Origin of the sequence: Acidiphilium rubrum, from assembly GCF_900156265.1 — a bacterium.
Lineage (GTDB): Bacteria > Pseudomonadota > Alphaproteobacteria > Acetobacterales > Acetobacteraceae > Acidiphilium > Acidiphilium rubrum.
Genome location: NZ_FTNE01000017.1, coordinates 18,985 through 39,115 on the forward strand (window position 1 = coordinate 18,985; position 20,131 = coordinate 39,115).

Below are 20,131 nucleotides of genomic sequence, written 5' to 3' on the forward strand. Positions count from 1 at the left end.
CCGTTTATGCGACAGTTTCGTGGTGCGATTGAAAACCCCGATCGCTCGCGCCACATCGGCGGAAAGGGCCTTTAGCCGGAGACGACCGAATGGATGTTCCGCTGCATTCCGCCGCGCCGCTAGGTGCCACCGAGCCCCCGGGTGCCACTGAGCCGGACTTGGTGACATTGGGGATTGATGTGGGCGGCAGCCATATCAAGGCGGCGCTGGTGGCACCCGATGGCGCGCTGCTGACCAATTATGAGCGCGTGGTGACGCCGCTCGGGCGCAAGCCGGACGTGGTTGTGGATACGATCAGCGCATTGGTCGCACCGCTCGGGCGGTTCGACCGGGTTTCGGTCGGGTTTCCCGGGGCGACGCGCGAGGGCACGGTGCTGACCGCGCCCAACCTTGGCAACGATTTGTGGCACGGGTTCAAGCTGGCCGAGCGGCTGGCGGCGCGCCTGACGCGGCCGGTGCGATTGGCCAATGATGCGACGGTGCAGGGGCTGGGGGCGATTGCCGGGCGGGGGCTGGAATGCACCATTACGCTCGGCACCGGCATGGGATTTGCGCTGTTCACCGACGGCAAGCCGGCGCCGCATCTGGAGATGGGGCAGCACAATGCGCATAAGCGATACAGCTATGACCAATATATCGGCCATGCCGCGCTGATCCGCGATGGGGTCAAAAAATGGAACAAACACGTGCTGCGCACCGTCGATGCGCTGCGGGTGCTGGTCAATTTCGATCTGCTCTATATCGGCGGCGGCAACGTGACCGCGATCAATTTTGCGCTGCCGGCCGATGTGCATCTGGTGTCGAACGAGACCGGCATCACCGGCGGTGTGCGCCTGTGGGACGGTGTGTTCCGGCGCCGGGCGTGATCACGATGCGGTCACAACCGGCCGCATGGGCGTGACTTCCGGCCGATGCCGCACCACCTGCCGCCACGGATGACCGGCATCGTGATGTCTCGGCCTGCACTGAAACGATCATCATCCACGACCAACTTCAGGAGATTCTGCTATGAACCCGCTCAAACAACTCGCTGAAACCGGCCAGGCCCCCTGGCTCGATTTCGTTCAGCGCGACCTGATCGAGGGCGGCGAGCTGGCCAGGATGATCGAGCGGGACGGGCTGAAGGGGGTGACGTCCAACCCATCGATCTTTGAAAAGGCGATTGCGCATGCGCCGGAATATGGCGCGGCGTTCGAGCGCTTCGTGCAGCATGGCGATCATGAGCCGATGGCGATTTACGAGCATCTGGCGATCGGTGACATCAAGGCGGCGGCCGATGTGCTGCTGCCGGTGTATCAGGCGACCAACGGGCGGGATGGTTATATCAGCCTCGAGGTTTCACCGTATCTCGCGATGGACACCGAGGCGACGATCATTGAAGCGCGGCGGCTGCACAAGGCGGTCGACAAGCCCAATCTGATGGTGAAGGTGCCGGCAACCACCGCCGGGATTCCCGCGATCCGCACGCTGATCGGCGAGGGGATTTCGATCAATGTGACGCTGTTGTTCGCGGTGCCGATGTATGAGGCGGTGGCGCATGCGTATATCGACGGGCTGGAGCATTTCGCTGCACAGGGTGGCGATGTTTCGAAAATCGCGAGTGTCGCGAGCTTTTTCGTCAGCCGGATCGATAATGTGATCGACAAGCAGTTGCAGGGCAAGATCGATGCCGGCGGCGATGCGGCGCTGAAGCCGTTGCTGGGTAAGGCGGCGATCGCGAATGCGAAAGTTGCTTATGCTGCCTATAAGAAGTTGTTTTCAGGTACGAAATGGCAAGCACTGGAAGCGAAAGGCGCGCATAGCCAGCGCCTGCTCTGGGCTTCCACCAGCGTGAAGAATCCGGCCTATCCGGATACGCTCTATGTCGAGACATTGATCGGCCGTGATACGGTGAACACCATGCCGCCGGCGACGATGGATGCGTTCCGCGACCATGGCAAGGCGATGCCGGATGCGGTGGAGCAGGACCTTGACGGCGCGCTGGCTATTCTGAAATCGCTCGAACAGCACGGTATTTCGCTTGAGACCGTCACGGATGATCTGGTGATCGATGGGGTGCGCCAGTTCGCGACCGCGTTCGACCAACTGCTCGGCGCGGTGGCGGTCAAGCGTTCGGCGCTGGTGCCGGTGAACGAAGCCACGATCGAGGCGGATGGCGCGTTGAAGGCGGCGGTTGCCGAGGCCAGCAAGCACTGGCTGGCGGAAGGCACGATCCGCAAGCTGTGGGCCGGCGACAAGCAGGTGTGGACCGGCGCGGATGAAGACAAATGGCTCGGCTGGCTCGATATTGTTGGCCAGGAGCATGCGCATGTCGGCACGCTCGCGCGCTTCGCGGACTCGATCAAGGCGCAGGGTTTCAGCCATATCGCGCTGCTCGGCATGGGGGGCTCGAGCCTCGGGCCGGAAGTGCTGGCGCGGAGCTTTGGCCACAAGGCGGGATGGCCGCAGTTTCATATGCTGGATTCGACCGATCCGGCGCAGATCCGCACGCTGGAAGCCGCGCTGGATTTGAAGAAGACGATGTTCATCGTGTCGTCGAAATCGGGCTCGACGCTGGAGCCCAACATATTCCTCGCTTATTTCAAATCGCGCATGATCGAGACGGTTGGTGCGGCCGATTGGGCGAAGCATTTCACCGCGGTGACCGACCCGGGGTCGGCGATGGAGCGTGTGGCCCAGCATGATCGTTTCGCGCATGTGTTCCACGGCGTGAAATCGATCGGCGGGCGGTATTCCGTGCTGTCGAAATTCGGCCTGGTGCCGGCGGCGGCCATGGGCATCGATGTCGAAACATTCCTGACGCATACGGCGCATATGGTGAAATCGTGCAGCGCGAGCGTGCCGGTTGATCAGAATCCGGGGGCGCAACTGGGCTTGCTGCTCGGCGTTGCGGCGAAGCAGTTCAAGCGCGACAAGGTGACGATCATCGCCTCGCCCGGTATTGCCGATCTGGGGGCGTGGCTCGAACAATTGATCGCCGAATCGACCGGCAAACTGGGGCATGGGTTGATCCCGGTGGATGGCGAACCGCTTGAGGATGTCAGCGTCTATGGCAAGGACCGGGTGTTCGCCTATCTTTGCCTCGCCGGTGACGAGCACAAGGGACAGGCGGCGCATGTGGCCGCACTCGCGCGGGCGGGGCATCCTGTCGTACGGATCATGGTGCGTGATGTGATGAGCATCGGGCAGGAGTTTTTCCGTTGGGAAATGGCAACGGCGATCGCCGGTGCGGTGATCGGGATCAATCCGTTCGACCAGCCCGATGTCGAGGCGAGCAAGATCAAGACACGCGCCTTGACCGATGCCTATGAGCAGGGCGGGTCGGCCCCGCAGGGTGAGCCGGTGTTTCGCGAGAACGGCATTGCGGTGTTTGCCGATGCGGCAAACGCAGCGGCGTTGGGCCGGCATAATTCGCTGTCGGCTTATTTGAAGCAGCATTTCGGGCGCGCCGAGGCGGGCGATTACATTGCGATTCTTGCCTATATCGAACGCGACAAGGCGCATCTTGCGGCGCTGGAGGGCGTGCGCAAGCGGTTGATGACCCACCGCAAGGTTGCGACCTGCCTCTGCTTCGGGCCCCGGTTCCTGCATTCCACAGGCCAGGCCTACAAGGGTGGGCCGAACAGCGGCGTGTTTCTGCAGATTACGACGGACGATGCGCATGATCTGCCGGTGCCCGACCATAAATACAGTTTCAGCCAGGTGAAGGCCGCGCAGGCCGAGGGTGATCTGAGCGTGCTGGTCGAGCGCGAACGGCGGGTGATCCGCGTTCATTTGAAGGATGTCGCGAGCGGGCTGAAGGATCTTGCCCACGCGATGGAGCACTCGTTTCACTGAGACGACCGAACGGACCTCAACAAGGAAAGCCGGCACATGAAAATCGGAATTATCGGCCTTGGCCGCATGGGTGCTAACATTACGCGCCGCTTGATGCGTGATAAGCACGAATGCGTCGTGTTCGACAAATCGACCGACGCGGTCAAGGGACTTGAGAAGGATGGCGCGACCGGTGCGGCTGATCTGGCATCGATGGTCAAGGCGCTCGATGCGCCGCGGGCGATCTGGGTGATGCTGCCATCCGGCAAGATTACCGAGGATACGATCGAGGCGCTGGCCGGGGCGATGTCGGTGGGTGACATCATCATCGATGGCGGCAACAGTTTCTATAAGGACGACATCCGCCGCGCCGCCAGCCTGAAGGAGAAGGGGCTGCACTATGTCGATGTCGGCACCTCGGGCGGGATCTGGGGCATCGATCGCGGGTATTGCATGATGATCGGCGGCGAGACCGAGATCGTCGATCATCTGGACCCGATCTTCAAGACGCTGGCACCCGGCATCGGCACGATCGACAAGACGCCGGATCGGAAGGGGCATGATCCGCGGGCGGAGCAGGGCTATATTCATGCCGGCCCGGTCGGCGCCGGGCATTTCGTGAAAATGGTGCATAATGGCATCGAATATGGGCTGATGCAGGCCTATGCGGAGGGGTTCGATATTCTGCGCAACAAGGCCTCGACCGATCTGCCGGAGGCGCAGCGGTTCGACCTCAACCTCGCCGATATTTCCGAAGTGTGGCGGCGCGGCAGCGTGATATCATCGTGGCTGCTCGATCTGACCGCTTCCGCATTGGCCAAGGATGAGAAGCTTGCTGCCTATACCGGATATGTCGAGGATTCCGGTGAAGGGCGCTGGACGATTGAGGCGGCGATCGAGGAAGCGGTGCCGGCGGAGGTGCTGACCGCATCGCTGTTCGCGCGATTCCGGTCCCGCCAGGAACACACGTTCGGCGAGAAAATGCTCTCAGCGATGCGCCAGGGCTTCGGCGGTCATCTGGAGCAGGGGCATACGCCGGTTGCGAAAGGCGATTGATCATGGGCGATCTGATGAACCATCCGCATGGTGAAACCGCGACGCCGGCGCAGCCTGCTTCGGCCAAGCCGCCTGGACCGTGCAGCATCGTTATTTTCGGGGCCGGCGGTGATCTGACCAAGCGGCTGTTGATGCCGGCGTTGTATAATCTGGCGAATACCGGATTGACCCCCGAGAAATTCGTGCTGATCGGTGCGGATATTGCCAAGCGCAGCACCGATGACTGGAAAGCCTCGTTGCACAAGACGCTGGAGAGCTTCATCGGCGATCCGAATGCGGAAGATCAGATCAAGGCGATCGACGAAGCGAACTGGTCGAAACTGGCCGCGCATATGTCGTATGTGCAGGGTGATTTCACCGATGCCGGTTTCTACCAATCGTTGAAGACCGAGCTGGAATCGCTGGAATCGCAGCATGGCACCGGCGGCAACCGGCTGTTTTATCTGGCGGTCGCGGATCGGTTTTTTGGCACGATCGTGGAACATCTAGGTGCGGCCGGGCTGGTTGAGCACAAGGGCGACGAGGGTGCGCCCTGGCGGCGGGTGGTGATCGAAAAGCCGTTCGGCCACAGCCTTGATTCGGCCAAAGCACTGAACGCGCAGGTGCTTGCGGTACTGAAGGAGGAACAAGTTTATCGGATCGATCATTTCCTCGGCAAGGAAACGGTGCAGAACATCATGGCGTTGCGATTTGGCAATGGTATGTTCGAGCCGATCTGGAATCGCGATCGGATCGATCATGTGCAGATCACGGTTGCCGAGACCGTCGGGGTCGAGGGGCGGGGAAAATTTTATGAGCAGACCGGCGCGCTGCGCGACATGGTGCCCAACCATGTGTTTCAGCTGCTCGCCATGGTGACGATGGAGCCGCCGGTGGGCTTCAAGCCCGAAGCGATCCGCGCCAAGAAATACGATCTGTTCGCCTCGATCGAGACATTGGCGGATGACGATGCGGTGCGCGGCCAGTACGGCGCCGGCACTGTCGCCGGCAAGCCAGTAATTGCGTATCGGGATGAGCCGGATGTCGCGAAGGAGTCCGCGGTCGAGACTTATGTTGGGATGCGCTTGAAGATCAACAATTGGCGCTGGGCCGGCGTGCCGTTTTATATCCGCACCGGCAAGCACATGACGTGCCGGATGACCGAGATTGCGATCCAGTTCAAGAAGGCGCCGCTGGCGGCGTTTCAGGACACCTCGCTCGAAACCCTGCCGCCGAACTGGCTGGTGCTGCGCATTCAGCCCGATGAAGGGATTGCCCTGCAATTCGAGGTCAAGCGGCCCGGGCAGAGCATGCGCCTGGCACCGGCGAATATGGAGTTCCGCTATAGTGACTGGTTCAAGCCGGAGCCGAACGTCGGCTACGAGACGCTGCTGTATGATTGCATGATCGGGGATCAGACGCTGTTTCAGCGGGCCGACATGGTCGAGGAAACCTGGCGGGTGGTGCAGGGGGTGATCGACCATTGGGGTTCGACCACACCTGCCGATTTCCCGAATTACGAGAGTGGCGGTGCGGGTCCGGCGGCATCGGATGCGCTGCTGTCGCATGATGACAGGACGCGCCACTGGCGCCCGGTCAGCGTGCCGGCGAAGGATGATCGCGCATGAGCGGCCGGATCGATCTGGTACTGGCCGATGTGGATGGCACGCTGGTCACCAATGAGAAGCGCCTGACCGAGCGGGCGCAGCGCGCGGTCGCGGATTTGCGGCGCGCCGGCATCAAATTCGCGATCACCAGCGGTCGTCCGCCGCGCGGCATGGCGATGGTGAGCACGCCGCTCGCGATCGATACGCCGATTGCCGGGTTCAATGGTGGCGTGCTGCTCGCACCGGATATGACGACCGTGCTGAACGCCTATGATCTGCCGGAAGACGTGATCGGCAAGGCGGTTGCGCTGCTTGGTGAACATGGGCTCGACGTCTGGATTTATACCAAGACGCGCTGGTTGATCCGGGATGCCGCGGCGCCGCATGTGGCGCGCGAGACCAGCACGGTGCAGTTCGATGCCGAGGTGGTGGATGATTTTTCGGCCGAAGATTTGAAGACTGTCGTCAAGATCGTTGGCGTCACCGATGACAAGGCGAAGATGCAGGCTGCCCTGGCCGCCGCGACGGAAGAATTCGGCGACCACGTGACGGCTGCCTGCTCGCAGCCCTATTACCTCGACATCACCAACGCGAAGGCTAACAAGGGTGCGGTGGTCGACAAACTTTCCGAATTGCTGAACATCCCCCGCGAGCGGATAGCGACGATTGGTGACATGCCGAACGACGTGACGATGTTTCGGCGCAGCGGCGTTGCGATCGCGATGGGTAATGCCGATGACGAGGTGAAATCACACGCAAAATTCACCACCGACAGCAATGAGGACGAGGGGTTTGCCAAGGCGATCGAGCGCTTCGTTCTCGATGGGCTCGGCGCATGAAACCGGCGTTCGGTGAGCTGCTGGTAGTGCCCGATGCCGAGGCTTTCGCGGAGGCCGGGGCTAGATTGTTGGCCGATGCGGCAGCGACGGCGGGTGCGCGGTGCGTGATCGGGCTGGCGGGGGGCTCGACCCCGAAATCGATCTATCAGCGTCTGGCGTCGTCGCCCTATCATCATCAGGTCCGCTGGAATGCGCTTGATTTCGTGCTCGGTGATGAGCGGTTTGTCGCGCCGGACGACCCTGACAGCAATATGCGGATGATCGATCGGGCGTTGTTCGATCATGTCGAGCATGATCCGGCGCGGGTTCACGCGGTGCCCTATGGGGGGCTGACGGTGGAGCAGGCGGCGGACCGTTATGAACAGGCGCTGCAGGCTTTGTATGGTGCCAAAACGCTCAGCCCGGAGCGGCCGTTTTTCGATCTCTGTTTTCTCGGCATGGGCGATGACGGACACACGGCATCGTTGTTGCCGGGGCAGCAGCGGTTGCTGGAGGAGCGCACACGCTGGGTGCTGCCGGTGACCGAGGGACGCCCCGAGGCGCGGGTGACGCTGACCTATCCGGTGTTGGACAGCGCAAGGCTGGTTGTCTTTGTTGTTGCTGGCAGCGGCAAGCGATCGATGCTGGATGGTATTTTGAGCGGTGCGGAGACATCGGTGCCGGCCGCGCGCATCAGGCCATCGGGGCGGGTGCTGTGGCTGGTCGATCGGGATGCGGCGGGACGATGGGCGCAGTGACCGGCGCGACGATGATCGCCACACCCGATCAGCAGAAGCGCGCCGCCGCGCGTGAGGCGGCGCTGCTGGTCGAGACGGGGATGTATCTGGGGCTCGGCACGGGTTCGACCGTCGAGTATTTTCTTGATGCGTTATCGGAACGGATAAAGGCTGAGAGTTTGTCGATCACTTGTGTTGCGACCTCGCTCGTGACCGAGCGCCGCGCGGCTGAACTCGGCATCGGGGTTGTGCCGCTGAGCGGCATGCTCGATCTTGCGATCGATGGCGCGGACGAGGTTGAGTTCGGTACGCTGCATCTGATCAAGGGATTGGGCGGGGCGCTGCTGCGCGAAAAGCAGATTGCCGAATCCGCCCGCCAGTTCGTGGTGATTGCCGATGAGAGCAAGCTGGTGCGCCGGCTTGGCGAGCGCACGCCGCTGCCGGTCGAGATCGTGGATTTCGCGGTCGAGCGGACCATCGCGCGGATCGGCGATATCGGCTTGCCGGGTGTGCTCCGCATGAGCGATGCGGCGACGCCGTATCGGACCGACAATGGTAATCGGATCGTTGACTGTACCATGGCGGTGGCGATGACGCCGCCGGTGTTGGAGGCGACGCTGAAGACCATTGCCGGCGTGGTCGAGACCGGCCTCTTCACCCATGGCTGTGCCGCGGCGATCATCGGCATGACGGATGGCAGCACGCGGCGTTTCGATGGTGACCCCTGGGCACGGGCTGGTGTGGCATCGCATGTGGCAACGCTGCGCAGCATGGGTCTCCCGCTGCCGCATCCCAAGCCGGTGATCGCGGTGATGGGGGTTTCGGCTTCGGGAAAATCGACCATCGGCGCTCTGCTGGCGGCGTGCCTGGGGGTTGCGTTCATCGATGGCGATGACCTGCACCCGCAGAGCAATCGCGCAAAAATGCAGGCGGGGCATCCGCTGAACGACAATGATCGCCTGCCGTGGCTACACCGTATTGCCGGCGCGCTGCGTGGATGGCGTGATGCCGGTTGCGGCGGTGTGATCGTGAGTTCGTTGCTCACGCGTCATTATCGAGATCTGGTCCGCTCCGGCTGTGCGGGCCTGATTTTGGTGAATTTGACCGGCAGGCGCGATCTGCTGGCGAAGCGCGCGGCGGGGCGGCACGGCCATTTCATGCCGCCTGATCTGCTCGACAGCCAGTTTGCGACATTGGAACCACCCGGTGCCGATGAAACCGTGATGAATATCGACGTTGACGCATCGCCGATCGCGATTGTCACCTCGATCATGCAACGTCTTGCCGAGGGCGTCTGAGCGCGCCGATTGGCGGCACGCAATCACCAGAGATGAAGGAGGGTCCGCATGGCTTTACGGATCGAGGATTATGGGCTGATCGGTGATCGGCAGACGACGGCGCTGATCGGGCGGGATGGCTCGATCGATTTCATGTGTCTGCCGCGTTTCGATTCCGATGCGTGTTTCGCGGCGTTGCTCGGCACGCGCGAGAACGGCCGGTGGTTGATCGCACCGGCTGATCCCGTTGCTCGTACGCATCGGTATTATCGCGACGATACGCTGGTGCTCGAAACCGAAATGACGACATCGGCCGGAAGGGTCCGGCTGACCGATTGCATGGTGCCGCACCCGCACGATACATCGCGCCTGGTGCGGCAGGTGACCGGGCTCGACGGTGAAGTGGATATGCAGCTGGAGCTGGTATTCCGCTTCGGCTTCGGCAAGATCATCCCCTGGGTGCAGCGCCTGCCGCACGGTGAAGGGCTGGTTGCGGTGGCCGGGCCGGATATGGTCGTGATCTGGTCCGACGTGCCGCTGGAAGGGCGCAACCGTCACACCGAGGCGAAATTTACCGTCAAGGCCGGTGAAACGGTGACGTTTTCGATGGCGTGGCTGCAATCGCATCATCGCATCCCGCACGCCTTCGATGCGGAGCACGGCATTGCTCTGGCTGCCGAGCGATCGCAGAAATGGGTCGGAAGGGTGCCTGCTAAAAATCACTGGGTGGATGTGATCAAGCGCTCGCTGATCACGCTCAAGGCGCTGACGCATTGGGAGACCGGCGGCATCATTGCCGCGGCCACCACATCCTTGCCGGAGGAATTGGGCGGCGAGCGGAACTGGGATTATCGCTATTGCTGGCTGCGCGATGCGAGTTTCACGCTGCAGGCGTTTCTGGCGGCGGGGTATCGCGACGAGGCTTCGGCCTGGCGTCACTGGCTTGACCGGGCGGTGGCGGGTAACGCGGCCGATATCCAGATCATGTACGGCGTCGCCGGCGAGCGGCGGCTGGCGGAGTGGGAGGTTGATTGGCTCGGCGGCTATGAGGGCTCGAAGCCGGTGCGGATCGGCAATGCCGCCGCAGGGCAGACGCAGCTCGATGTGTACGGCGAGTTGCTCGATACGCTCTATCAGGCCCACAAGGGCGGGCTGCTTCATGACGAGAACAGTTGGAGCGTGCGGGTCAATCTGCTCGAACAGTTGGAGACCATCTGGTCGCTCCCCGATGAAGGGATTTGGGAAGTTCGTGGCGGCCGGCAGCAATTTGTTCATTCGAAGGTTATGGCCTGGGTGGCGTTCGATCGGGCGGTTCGCTCGGTTGAGGAGTTCGGCTACGACGGCCCGGCTGATCGGTGGCGCGTGATCCGCGATACGATCCACGCACAGGTGTGTACCGAGGGGTACGACGCCGCGCTGGGTAGTTTCGTGCAGGCCTATGGCTCAAAACTGCTCGATGCGAGCCTGCTGCTGCTGCCGGTGGTGGGGTTTCTGCCGCCAACCGATCATCGGATTATCGGCACCGTCGCCGCGATCGAGCGGGACCTGATGCAGGACGGTTTCGTCCGGCGTTATAACACGGCGGGCGGCAAAGACGGGCTGAGCGGCACGGAAGGCGTGTTTCTGGCGTGTAGTTTCTGGCTGGTCGATAACTACACGATGATGGGGCGGCGGCACGATGCCGAAACGCTGTTTGAAAAACTGATTGCGTTACGCAACGATCTCGGACTGTTCTCGGAAGAGTACGACACCATCAACCGCCGCATGATCGGCAATTTTCCGCAGGCGTTCACCCATGTCGCGCTGGTGAACTCAGCGTTGCGGTTATCCGCCGGATAATAACGCGAAGTTATTTCATCAGCACGGCAACGGTCGGCGCGAGGGCGGCGGCGATTCGCTGCATCCCGGTGGCATCGGGGTGCAGCGGCGGCTGCGGCGGTTGTAGTCGCGGGTCGACGTAGAGCGACGCTTCGGGTTTGCCGTCATGCTCGAGCACGGCGCCGACGTTGCGGAACGTGACCAGTGTGTTGTGCTGGTAGATCTGCGCGAGATCGCGATTGATCTTGACTGTCTCTGCGGAAATCCAGGCCGAGCGGATCGAGGGCAGCACGCCGAGCAGCAGGATTTTGGCGTGCGGCACGTGGCGGTGCAGGTCGGCCACCACCGCCTTGATGCCCGGCACGGTCAGGTGCGCGCCCCAATGCGTGGCACCCAGATTATTGGCACCGATCAGCACGATCACCAGTTTCGGGTGCAGGCCGTTGAATTCGCCATGGTCGATCCGCCAGATCACGCTCGATGTGGTATCGCCGATCAGGCCGAAATCGAGCGGATGATAGCGACCGTAGTAGCGCTGCCAGATCGGCTTGATCTGTTCGAACGGTGCCGCGCCGGTGCGCTGCCAGTAATAGGTGATCGAATCGCCAAGCCAGACGAGTTGGGCGTTGCGATCGGTCCGGGCCTGCGCCAGCGTGGCCTCGAACCCGGCGCGCCACCAGGGCAGATCCATCCGCCCGATCGGCGCCGCCGCCAGATTGACACGCGCGGCGGCAATGCCGGGGGCGGCGAGCAAGGCAAAGACCAGCAGCAGACGATTGAGCATCAGGACCTCGATGGATCATGCGCGGCAAACACGCGCGGGTAGAAGAACAGGTAGGCGCCCTGGAACAAGCCGGCGAGCAGAAATGGCGCGGCGAGGGCACCGGTTTCGAACAGCACCCCGGCCAGGGCGGGGGCGATGCCGCGGGGCACGAGCACCGAAATCGTGTTCACGCTGGCGGCAAGGCCGCGCCGGTCGCCGCGCACCAGCCCGAGCGCCACCGCCTGGCGCGCACCGGCGGTGCCGCGGTTGAAGGCGGAGCGGACCGCGTAGATAAACGTTGCCACCACGAAACTTGGTGCGAAGGGCAGCGCGAACAGGCTGACCAGGCCGATGCCGCGCATCAGCACCACGGTGCGCACCGTGCCCAGCCGCCGCGTCAGATGGCCGGAGGTGAGCGAGGCCACTCCCGCGGCGATGAAGCCGATTGCCAGCGCCGGCCCGATCGATGATGCCGAGGCGTGGAATTTCGCGGCGAACCACCAGGACATGAACGGCCCGCTGAGGCCGATGCCGGTGCCGTTCAGCACGTTCAGCCCGGCGAGCCGCCAGAGCAGGCCGTTCTCGACTTTGCTGGCTGCGGCTTCATTGTTTCGTACCACCTCCACGCTGCGGGCGCGATCCGGTGTGATGATCAGCAGCGTCGCGGCAACCAGCGATGCCGCGAGCGGCAGGATGAACAGCGGTTGCCGCGCGCCGATCACGCCGGCCAGAACCGCGCCGATCGCCATGCCGAAAAAGCCGATGGCGATGTTGAGCGATAGCACGGCACCGAAATCGCGCTTGTCGATGTAGCCGGACAGCCAGGATTGCTCGGCGGGCGCGAACGGCCCGGCGGCGCCGTTCGCACCCCGGCCGAAGCCGCCGATGATCGCGGCACAGGCGAGCGCGACCGGTGCCTGGCTCAACAGCCCCAGCAGGGAGGCGATGATCGCGATGGCTTCGAAAATCAACACGAATCGCTTGCGGCCGAACCGGTCGCTGGCGGGCCCGATCGTTGCGGTGAGCAACACGGCGAACAGGATTGCCAAGGCGAACACCACGCCCAGAAACGTCGCACTCCAGCCGAGCTTGGTGACATAAAGTGCGAAATCGACAACCAGCGCGCCCTGGGCAATGCTGCGGGCAAGCCGCGCGCCCATCAGCTTTTTCGCCTCCGGGCGGATCGGCGGCATCAGATGCCGGCGGTGAGCAGCACCAGGCTCAGCACGCCGAACACCGCGCAATAGGCGGCAAACGGGCCGAGCGCCCAGCGATCGTGATCGCGGAAATAGCGCATCAGGAACGCGGTCGAACCGAATGCGACCAGCCCGGCCACCACCGCCGCGAGCACGGCCAGCCCGAACATGCCGTGGCTTGCGCTGTGGTGGTGCAGCAGTTTCGGCACTTCCACCACGGTGGCGCCGGCAATCACCGGTGTCGCCATCAGGAAGGCGAAGCGTGCTGCCGCCTCATGGTCGATGCCTCGGGTCAGGCCGCCGACGATCGCGGCCCCGGAGCGCGACAGACCCGGCAGGAACGCGAGGCACTGAAACAGACCGATCACGAAGGCATCGACCAGCGTGAGTTGCGCGATGCCCATACCGCGCGCGGCCTTGCGCCGGCGTAATTGTTCGCCGGCGAGCAGGAGGCCGCCATTGACGATCAGGAAGACCGCGGCAATCAGCGGGCTCGCGAACAGATGCTGGATCGGTTTTTTCAGAATGAACCCGATCACCACGGCCGGAATCGTCGCGACCACCAGGCGCAGCAGCAGGCCGCGCTGCTCGTTCACGCCGGTGCCCCGGCCGAGCAGGCCCATCAGCATGTCCCACCAGTCGCGCCAGAAATAGGCGAGCAGGGCGGTTGCGGTGCCGACATGCAGCATGACGACGAACGGCAGGAAGGAGGGCGCGTGCTGGTCGATGTGCCAGTGCAGCAGGGCAGGGACGATCACCGCGTGACCGAGGCTCGAGACCGGAAACAGTTCGGTCGCTCCCTGCATTATGGCGAACAGAACGGCGATCAACGGCGTCATGCAAACTCCTCAGGCGTGATTGTCGCTACGCCGCCTCTCTCTGGCCAAGCATGGCGGAAAAGGCAATCGGCATGAACGGCGACGCGGCGCTTTGATCAGCGCCGCGCGCCTGACGTTCAATCATCCGCGTAAGGGTTCTTGGTGCCGCGCAACGACAGCCGCAGCGGCGTGCCTTCCAGATGAAACTGCTCGCGCAACGAATTCATCAGATACCGTTGATAGGTCTCCGGCGTCATTTCGCAGCGCGTGCCGAACATCGCGAAACTCGGCGGCCGCGCCTTCACCTGGGTGATATAGCGCAGTTTCAACCGCCGGCCTTCGACCAGGGGCGGTGGAAACCGCTCCAGCGCGCCCTCGAACCAGCGGTTCAGCGCGCCGGTCGAGACGCGCTTGTTCCAGATCACATCGGCCTCGCGCACCGCAGGCAGCAATTTACTCATGCCCTCGCCGGTCTCGGCCGATAGCGGGACCGTGACGATCCCCTTCAACTGCGACAGCGAGGATTCCAGCCGATCCTTGATTACGCGGCGCGTCTTGTCGCGATCCTCGACCAGATCCCATTTCGTCAACGCAATCACACAAGCCCGCCCCTCGCGCTCGACCAGCCGGGCGATCTGCAAATCCTGATCGTGGATGCCTTCATGCGCATCGATCGCCAGCACCACCGTATCGGCGAATTTCAGGGCTTCGAGCGTCGAGGAGGTCGATAGTTTCTCGAGCCCCGCCTCGACCCGCGCGCGCTTGCGCAGCCCGGCGGTGTCGAACAGGCGGTAGCGCGTGCCGGTGCCATCGGTCAGTTCGGCAGCAATCGCATCGCGCGTCAGCCCCGGTTCCGGCCCGGTGATCGAGCGTTCCTCGCCCAGCAGCCGGTTGAGCAGGGTCGATTTGCCGGCGTTCGGCCGCCCGACCAGCGCCAGATGCAGCGGCCGCTCGCCTTCGGGCTCACCATCGCCGATCGTCGCGGGCAGGGCATCCAGGATCTGGTCGATCAGGTCGGAAACGCCCTCGTTATGTTCGGCCGAAATCGCCACCGGCTCGCCGAGCCCGAGCGCATAGGCCTCGAGCGCCGCCGAGCCACCGCCGCGCCCCTCGGATTTATTGGCGACCACGATCACCGGCTTGCCAGCGCGCCGCAGCCAGGCCGCGAAATGCCGATCTTCCGGCAGCAGGCCGGCGCGCGAATCGATCACGAACAGCACCAGATCCGCCTGTTCGACGGCGGTGCCGGTCGAAGCGCGCATCCGCCCCGGCAGGCTGTCCGGCGGTGCCTCTTCCAGCCCGGCGGTGTCGATCAGCTGAACCTTGCGGCCGTATAGCTCGCCCCACGCCTCCTTGCGGTCACGCGTCACCCCCGGCTCATCGGCGACCAGCGCGATGCGCTTGCCGGCGAGGCGGTTGAACAGGGTCGATTTGCCGACATTCGGCCGCCCGCAGATCGCAACCCGCGGCGCCCGGTTTTCGGGGAGGGGCGCCTCGATGTCGCTCATCGGTACGCGGTCAGCACCGCATCGCGGGTCATGGCCAGCAAGGTGCCGCCCACCGCGATCGGCGGTTCATCGGCGACGCCGTGCAGTTCGATGCTGTCTTCGGGTCTGGCGAGCAGCACGCCGGTCCGCGCATCCACCACGATCATTCGCTGGTCCGACCCGGTCAGGATCAGGCCGTTGCCGGCCACCACCGGTCCATGCCAGCGCAGCGGGCCGTAGGATTTTTTGGGGTTCTTGAAGGCGGGCAGGTCGGTCACCCATGACACATAGCCCTCCGCCATATGAATCGCGGCGAGGCGCTGGTCATCGGTCAGCAGGAACAGCCATTCGCCGGCAATCGCCGGTGTCTCGGCGCCACCGGCGCCTTTGCCCCAGATCCGCCGGCCGGACCGCAGGTCGAACGCGACCGTGGTGCCAGCGACCCCGGTCACCACGACCAGATTATTGCCGATCACCGGATTGGCGACGATGCTCGAGACATTGAGCGGATTGGCGGTGTCGTATCCGGCCGCCAGGCTCTGCTCCCACACCGCCGAACCGGTCGCGGCATTGATTCCGGCCACCAGGCCGGTGCCGAACCCGGCCACCACCACGCCCTGGTCGTAGGCCGGCGCGCCGGCGCCGAACATCGAGTTCGACGACGAGCCGGTCGGAAACCGCCAGACCAGATTGCCGGTTTTCGCATCGAGCGCGACCAGCGTGTTGTCGATCAGCACGACATAGATGTTGCCGCCGCCGACCGTGGGGGCCGAGCGCGCGGGCTGACCGAGCTTGCGGGTCCAGCGCGTTGCCCCGGTTGCCGGATCGAGCATGCGCAACTCGGCAAAGCCGGTCGCGACATAGAGCGCGCCTTCAGCGTAGGCGAGGCCGCCGCCGAAGGCGAAGCTGCTATCGTGTTTCGGGCGCATCTTCTGGCGCCAGACATGCTGTCCGTTGGCGAACATTACGGCATCGACGAAGCCGTTGGCATCGATCGTGAAGACTTTGCCGGCCGCGACGACCGGCTGCACATGCAGGGAACGCCGATAGGTCGCCCCGGCGCCGATGCTGGTGCGCCATGCCTCGGTCAGCCGTTCGGGCAGCGCGGCGACGCCGGTGTTGTGCTTGGCATTGCCGCCGGCCTGCGGCCAGTCGGCGCGTGGCGTCGGTGCCGGCAGCCCGACCGGCGGGGCGTTGTCGTCGACCGAGAGCGGCTCGTGCGGCGGCAGCACCGGGATCTTGATGCCCGGCACCGGCTTCTTGTCGGAACCCTCAAACAGGCTGCAGCCCGAAAGCAGGGCCGCCGACATCAGCAGCGCGCCGCGCCGCCCGATGTTGGAAATGGCGCGTGGTGTTGTCATGGTATGTTCGGTCATCCGTTCAGTTTCGCCATCAGCCCTTCGGCCAGATTCCGCACATTGGCCGGTGCCGCCGGATCGGCGGTGACCTCGCCCAGCAGCGTGGTCGCGGCGCTGGTCTTGCCGTCCTGCATGTCGAGCACCGCGGCACTCACCTGCGCCATGTCGTGCCAGGGGTTGGACCCCGCCATCAGGGGCTGCAACCGCGCCATCACCGTCGCGTTCGGCACCGTGCCCATCGCGTGCTGCGCCCAGAGCAGGTTGGCAAGGCCGCGCAAGGTCGCATCGGCGCCGCTATCCGCCGCGCCCAATTGGCTCCAGAGCGCTTCGGCATCCTTGGTATCGCCCGCGCCCTGATACAGGGCGGCGGCGCGGAAGCGCGCGAGTGCTGCGTAGCCGGCGGGGGCTTTCGCGGCGAACGCGACCAGCGATTTGGCATCCGCCAGATCGCTCGCTTTGGTGGCGCCGGCGCCGGCCGCGGCGATCCGGTCGGTCAACGCGAGGTAGGCGGTTGCCGCGCGGGTATTCTCGCGCTGGTGATACCATTGCAGCGTCTTCCACCCGCCGATGCCGATCAGCACCAGCCCGGCCGCTGCGATGAACACACCGGCATAGCGGACCATGAACTTGCGGGTGCGCTCGGCACGCAGATCATCGGCAACTTCGTCGAAAATATCGGGCACGCAGGGTCTCGCTTCAGGAATGCGCGCGCTGCCGGCAGGGCGGCGGCGCGCCGATTTCGGGGTTGACGCGGCCGGACCATAGCGGCGCGCGCGTTTCAGGGCAACGTAACCGGATTTTCACTATTTCATGGCATGGAGTGATCATGCGCTTCATCATCGCCCTGCTGTGCCTGATCCCGCTCGCCGGCTGCGGCCTCGGCGCTGGTGCCGACCTCGGCGTCACCGCCGGCGCCAATGTGCTTGCCATCACCACGATTCACCGCACCATTCCGGATGCGGTGATCTCGCTGGTCACCGGCAAGGATTGCTCGATGGTCCGGCTCGACCAGAACAAATCCTACTGCCGCCACCCGCATCCGCTGCCGCCGCCGGTTCCCTATTGCACGCAGACGCTCGGTAACGCGACGTGCTGGGCCGATCCCTCGCAATTGCCGGACCACGCGCCGCAGGTTGCCGCCGGACCCTATCAGCTCAGCCCGCTGCAACTCGCGAACCGCGACCGCAGCTGGCCCTGACCCTCAGGCCGGCCACAGCCAGGCCGCGCCGCGCACGCCCGACGAATCGCCATGCTTGTTGCGGCGGATCGGCGTGTCGAACGTGTCGCTGATCACGAAGGGTTTCATCAGGCCCGGCACGTCGCGGTACAGATGATCGAGGTTGGAAAGCCCGCCGCCCAGCACGATTACATCGGGGTCGAGGATGTTCACGATCATCGCGAGGCCGCGTGCCAGCCGCTCGGCATGGATCGCCAGCGCCCGGATCGCCCGCTCATCGCCGGCCGCCGCCCGCGCCGGCAGCCCGCCGGCATCGCGCGCGCCGATGCCATCGGCCTCCGCCGCCAGCGCCGGACCCGCGAGATAGGTTTCAAGACAGCCGACCTTGCCGCACCAGCAGCGCCGCATCGGCACCTCTTCACTGCGTGGCCAGGGCAGGGGGGTGTGGCCCCATTCGCCGGCGATCCGATGCCGCCCTTCGAGCACGGCACCACCGACCACGATGCCGCCGCCGCAGCCGGTGCCGATGATCACGCCGAACACGCAATGCGCGCCGGCGCCCGCGCCATCGGATGCTTCGCTCATCGCAAAGCAGTTGGCATCGTTGGAGACACGCACCGGCCTTCCCAGCCGTGCCTCGAGGTCCTTGTCGAACGGATTGCCGTTCAGCCGCTCGGAATTGGCGTTCTTCACAAAACCGGTGGCCGGGCTGATGGTGCCGGGGATGCCGATGCCGATGCCGTTGGCCCGCCCGAGCGCGCGCTCGGTGCCCGCCACCAGCTCCGCGATCGCCTCGATCGTTGCCCGGTAATCCGGCGGCGTCGGCACCCGCACCCGGTGTTCAAGGTCGCCGCTGTCCATCAGCGCCGCGATTTCGATCTTGGTGCCGCCGAGATCGATGCCGATACGATACGTCATGGTCCGTCCTGTGGGTTTTTATTATCGCCTCTATCTCCCGTATGACGCTCTTGCTCAAGAGGGGCCGACACGCCACCATACAGGCCATGGCGGATGCGATGGTGGACGCGCGATTCCTGAAATGCCCGATGCCGGTGCTGCGCGCCGCGCGCGCACTGCGCGGTCTCGCGCCCGGCGAGCGGCTGCGCGTGCTGGCGACCGACCCCGGCGCGGTGGTCGATTTCCGCGATTTCTGCCGCGATACCGGCCACGCCCTGGTCTCGTGGAGCGAGTTGAAAGGTGTCCTGAGCTTCACCATCAAATGCGCCGCCCCGCCATCGCCCGCAAAGGTCTGACCCTGACATGCCCGTCGCCCTGATCACCCATCCGGATTGTTTCGACCACGACACCGGGCCGCACCATCCCGAGCGGCCGGCAAGGTTGCGGGCGGTGCTCGCCGCCCTCGAACAGCCGGAGTTCCAACCCCTGCTGCGCGAAGCCGCGCCGGAAGCGCCGGAAGCGGCGATTCGCGGCGTGCATCAGGACGCCTATGTCGATGCGATGTTCGCGCTCGCCCCGGCCAGCGACGAAAAAATCCACCTCGATGCCGATACGATCGCGAGCGAAGGTACCCTGCGCGCCGCCCTGCGGGCCGCGGGCGGCGCGATGCGCGGGGTCGATGCGGTGCAGGAAGGCTGGGCGCGCTGCGCCTTCGTGGCCACCCGCCCGCCCGGCCATCACGCCGAACCGGACCGCGCGATGGGTTTCTGCCTGTTCGGCAATGCCGCGATCGCCGCCAATCACGCCCGCGCCCACGGGTTGCGCCGCATCGCGGTGGTCGATTTCGATGTTCATCACGGCAACGGCACCCAGGCGATGTTCGAAAATGACCCCGACCTGTTCTATGCCTCGTCGCACCAGTTTCCCTGCTATCCCGGCACCGGCGGGCCGAGCGAGACCGGGATCGCGGGTAATATCGTCAATGCCATCCTGCCCCCCGAATCGGGTTCGGCCGAGTTCCGCGCCGCGTGGCGCGACATATTGATCCCGGCACTCGACCGGTTCGCCCCGGAACTGCTGATCATCTCGGCCGGGTTCGATGCTCATCGCGCCGATCCGCTGGCGCAGCTCAATGTCGAGACCGAGGATTTCGCCTGGCTGACCACCGCGCTGATGGAGGTCGCGGACCGCCATTGCGGCGGCCGCATCGTCTCGCTGCTCGAAGGCGGCTACGATCTGGCAGCGCTCGCCGCCGGCACCGCCGCGCATGTCCGTGCCTTGATGCGCATCTGATCCGCCGCTATCGGTGGCCAAAACCGAGGAGTTT

General features: G+C 64.5%; 18 protein-coding genes. 11 read left to right on the forward strand and 7 right to left on the reverse strand.

From position 1 onward, the window contains the following. The first annotated feature begins 89 nt into the window (after nucleotides 1–89). From BW994_RS12805 to BW994_RS12840, 8 genes are all read left to right on the forward strand, one after another. Nucleotides 90–866: an ROK family protein gene (locus tag BW994_RS12805; RefSeq protein ID WP_081849110.1), complete on the forward strand. Its 777-nt coding sequence runs from the start codon at nucleotides 90–92 to the stop codon at nucleotides 864–866. A gap of 142 nt (nucleotides 867–1,008) precedes the next feature. Next, a complete protein-coding gene (locus tag BW994_RS12810; protein ID WP_029312244.1) occupies nucleotides 1,009–3,837 on the forward strand; it encodes a bifunctional transaldolase/phosoglucose isomerase in 2,829 nt (942 codons plus the stop codon). Nucleotides 3,838–3,873: 36 nt separating this feature from the next. Further along, nucleotides 3,874–4,872 carry a phosphogluconate dehydrogenase (NAD(+)-dependent, decarboxylating) gene (gene gnd, locus BW994_RS12815; protein WP_029312243.1) on the forward strand — a complete coding sequence of 333 codons (999 nt, stop codon included), beginning with the start codon at nucleotides 3,874–3,876 and terminating at the stop codon, nucleotides 4,870–4,872. Nucleotides 4,873–4,874: 2 nt separating this feature from the next. Beyond that, a complete protein-coding gene (gene zwf / locus BW994_RS12820) occupies nucleotides 4,875–6,479 on the forward strand; it encodes a glucose-6-phosphate dehydrogenase (protein ID WP_029312242.1) in 1,605 nt (534 codons plus the stop codon). After that, on the forward strand, nucleotides 6,476–7,297 hold the full coding sequence (locus tag BW994_RS12825) for a Cof-type HAD-IIB family hydrolase (RefSeq protein WP_029312241.1): 822 nt from the start codon (nucleotides 6,476–6,478) through the stop codon (nucleotides 7,295–7,297). Before zwf ends, BW994_RS12825 begins: the two co-directional genes overlap by 4 nt. Further along, a complete protein-coding gene (pgl, locus tag BW994_RS12830) occupies nucleotides 7,294–8,034 on the forward strand; it encodes a 6-phosphogluconolactonase (protein WP_029312240.1) in 741 nt (246 codons plus the stop codon). Before BW994_RS12825 ends, pgl begins: the two co-directional genes overlap by 4 nt. After that, nucleotides 8,022–9,311 carry a ribose 5-phosphate isomerase A gene (rpiA, locus tag BW994_RS12835; protein WP_245594139.1) on the forward strand — a complete coding sequence of 430 codons (1,290 nt, stop codon included), beginning with the start codon at nucleotides 8,022–8,024 and terminating at the stop codon, nucleotides 9,309–9,311. The genes pgl and rpiA overlap by 13 nt, the downstream gene beginning before the upstream one ends. A gap of 48 nt (nucleotides 9,312–9,359) precedes the next feature. Beyond that, nucleotides 9,360–11,129, forward strand: coding sequence for a glycoside hydrolase family 15 protein (locus tag BW994_RS12840; protein WP_029312238.1), 1,770 nt, complete (start codon nucleotides 9,360–9,362; stop codon nucleotides 11,127–11,129). Between the two features lie 10 nt (nucleotides 11,130–11,139). Here BW994_RS12840 and BW994_RS12845 read toward each other — a convergent pair whose 3' ends face one another. The 6 genes from BW994_RS12845 to BW994_RS12870 form a co-directional block, all read right to left on the reverse strand. Continuing rightward, complete coding sequence (locus BW994_RS12845) at nucleotides 11,140–11,892, reverse strand: GDSL-type esterase/lipase family protein (protein ID WP_029312237.1); 753 nt, start codon at nucleotides 11,890–11,892, stop codon at nucleotides 11,140–11,142. Then, nucleotides 11,892–13,064, reverse strand: a complete 1,173-nt coding sequence (locus BW994_RS12850; RefSeq protein WP_029312236.1) for an MFS transporter — start codon at nucleotides 13,062–13,064, stop codon at nucleotides 11,892–11,894. Before BW994_RS12850 ends, BW994_RS12845 begins: the two co-directional genes overlap by 1 nt. Next, a complete protein-coding gene (locus tag BW994_RS12855) occupies nucleotides 13,064–13,906 on the reverse strand; it encodes an undecaprenyl-diphosphate phosphatase (protein WP_029312235.1) in 843 nt (280 codons plus the stop codon). The genes BW994_RS12850 and BW994_RS12855 overlap by 1 nt, the downstream gene beginning before the upstream one ends. Before the next feature lie 116 nt (nucleotides 13,907–14,022). Continuing rightward, nucleotides 14,023–15,393, reverse strand: a complete 1,371-nt coding sequence (der, locus tag BW994_RS12860) for a ribosome biogenesis GTPase Der (RefSeq protein WP_029312234.1) — start codon at nucleotides 15,391–15,393, stop codon at nucleotides 14,023–14,025. Then, complete coding sequence (locus BW994_RS12865) at nucleotides 15,390–16,733, reverse strand: outer membrane protein assembly factor BamB family protein (protein ID WP_245594138.1); 1,344 nt, start codon at nucleotides 16,731–16,733, stop codon at nucleotides 15,390–15,392. The genes der and BW994_RS12865 overlap by 4 nt, the downstream gene beginning before the upstream one ends. Nucleotides 16,734–16,744: 11 nt before the next feature. Then, on the reverse strand, nucleotides 16,745–17,413 hold the full coding sequence (locus BW994_RS12870) for a tetratricopeptide repeat protein (protein WP_029312232.1): 669 nt from the start codon (nucleotides 17,411–17,413) through the stop codon (nucleotides 16,745–16,747). Nucleotides 17,414–17,556: 143 nt separating this feature from the next. Between BW994_RS12870 and BW994_RS12875 the strand changes: the two genes are divergently transcribed. Continuing rightward, a complete protein-coding gene (locus BW994_RS12875; RefSeq protein WP_245594137.1) occupies nucleotides 17,557–17,928 on the forward strand; it encodes a hypothetical protein in 372 nt (123 codons plus the stop codon). A 3-nt stretch (nucleotides 17,929–17,931) separates the two neighbouring features. Here the strand turns inward: BW994_RS12875 and BW994_RS12880 are convergent, their stop codons facing one another. Next, a complete protein-coding gene (locus BW994_RS12880; RefSeq protein ID WP_029312230.1) occupies nucleotides 17,932–18,825 on the reverse strand; it encodes an ROK family protein in 894 nt (297 codons plus the stop codon). An 86-nt stretch (nucleotides 18,826–18,911) separates the two neighbouring features. Here BW994_RS12880 and BW994_RS12885 point away from each other — a divergent pair, with 86 nt between their 5' ends. Both BW994_RS12885 and BW994_RS12890 read left to right on the forward strand, forming a co-directional pair. Then, on the forward strand, nucleotides 18,912–19,160 hold the full coding sequence (locus tag BW994_RS12885) for a sulfurtransferase TusA family protein (protein WP_029312229.1): 249 nt from the start codon (nucleotides 18,912–18,914) through the stop codon (nucleotides 19,158–19,160). A 7-nt stretch (nucleotides 19,161–19,167) separates the two neighbouring features. Further along, nucleotides 19,168–20,097: a histone deacetylase family protein gene (locus tag BW994_RS12890; protein WP_029312228.1), complete on the forward strand. Its 930-nt coding sequence runs from the start codon at nucleotides 19,168–19,170 to the stop codon at nucleotides 20,095–20,097. Nucleotides 20,098–20,131 lie beyond the last annotated feature (34 nt).

Coding starts and splice junctions, on each gene's coding strand:
- BW994_RS12805 (WP_081849110.1), top strand. CDS start 90: ATGGATGTTCCGCTGCATTCCGCCGCGCCGCTAGGTGCCACCGAGCCC.
- BW994_RS12810 (WP_029312244.1), top strand. CDS start 1,009: ATGAACCCGCTCAAACAACTCGCTGAAACCGGCCAGGCCCCCTGGCTC.
- gnd (WP_029312243.1), top strand. CDS start 3,874: ATGAAAATCGGAATTATCGGCCTTGGCCGCATGGGTGCTAACATTACG.
- zwf (WP_029312242.1), top strand. CDS start 4,875: ATGGGCGATCTGATGAACCATCCGCATGGTGAAACCGCGACGCCGGCG.
- BW994_RS12825 (WP_029312241.1), top strand. CDS start 6,476: ATGAGCGGCCGGATCGATCTGGTACTGGCCGATGTGGATGGCACGCTG.
- pgl (WP_029312240.1), top strand. CDS start 7,294: ATGAAACCGGCGTTCGGTGAGCTGCTGGTAGTGCCCGATGCCGAGGCT.
- rpiA (WP_245594139.1), top strand. CDS start 8,022: ATGGGCGCAGTGACCGGCGCGACGATGATCGCCACACCCGATCAGCAG.
- BW994_RS12840 (WP_029312238.1), top strand. CDS start 9,360: ATGGCTTTACGGATCGAGGATTATGGGCTGATCGGTGATCGGCAGACG.
- BW994_RS12845 (WP_029312237.1), bottom strand. CDS start 11,892: ATGCTCAATCGTCTGCTGCTGGTCTTTGCCTTGCTCGCCGCCCCCGGC.
- BW994_RS12850 (WP_029312236.1), bottom strand. CDS start 13,064: ATGCCGCCGATCCGCCCGGAGGCGAAAAAGCTGATGGGCGCGCGGCTT.
- BW994_RS12855 (WP_029312235.1), bottom strand. CDS start 13,906: ATGACGCCGTTGATCGCCGTTCTGTTCGCCATAATGCAGGGAGCGACC.
- der (WP_029312234.1), bottom strand. CDS start 15,393: ATGAGCGACATCGAGGCGCCCCTCCCCGAAAACCGGGCGCCGCGGGTT.
- BW994_RS12865 (WP_245594138.1), bottom strand. CDS start 16,733: ATGACAACACCACGCGCCATTTCCAACATCGGGCGGCGCGGCGCGCTG.
- BW994_RS12875 (WP_245594137.1), top strand. CDS start 17,557: ATGCGCTTCATCATCGCCCTGCTGTGCCTGATCCCGCTCGCCGGCTGC.
- BW994_RS12880 (WP_029312230.1), bottom strand. CDS start 18,825: ATGACGTATCGTATCGGCATCGATCTCGGCGGCACCAAGATCGAAATC.
- BW994_RS12885 (WP_029312229.1), top strand. CDS start 18,912: ATGGCGGATGCGATGGTGGACGCGCGATTCCTGAAATGCCCGATGCCG.
- BW994_RS12890 (WP_029312228.1), top strand. CDS start 19,168: ATGCCCGTCGCCCTGATCACCCATCCGGATTGTTTCGACCACGACACC.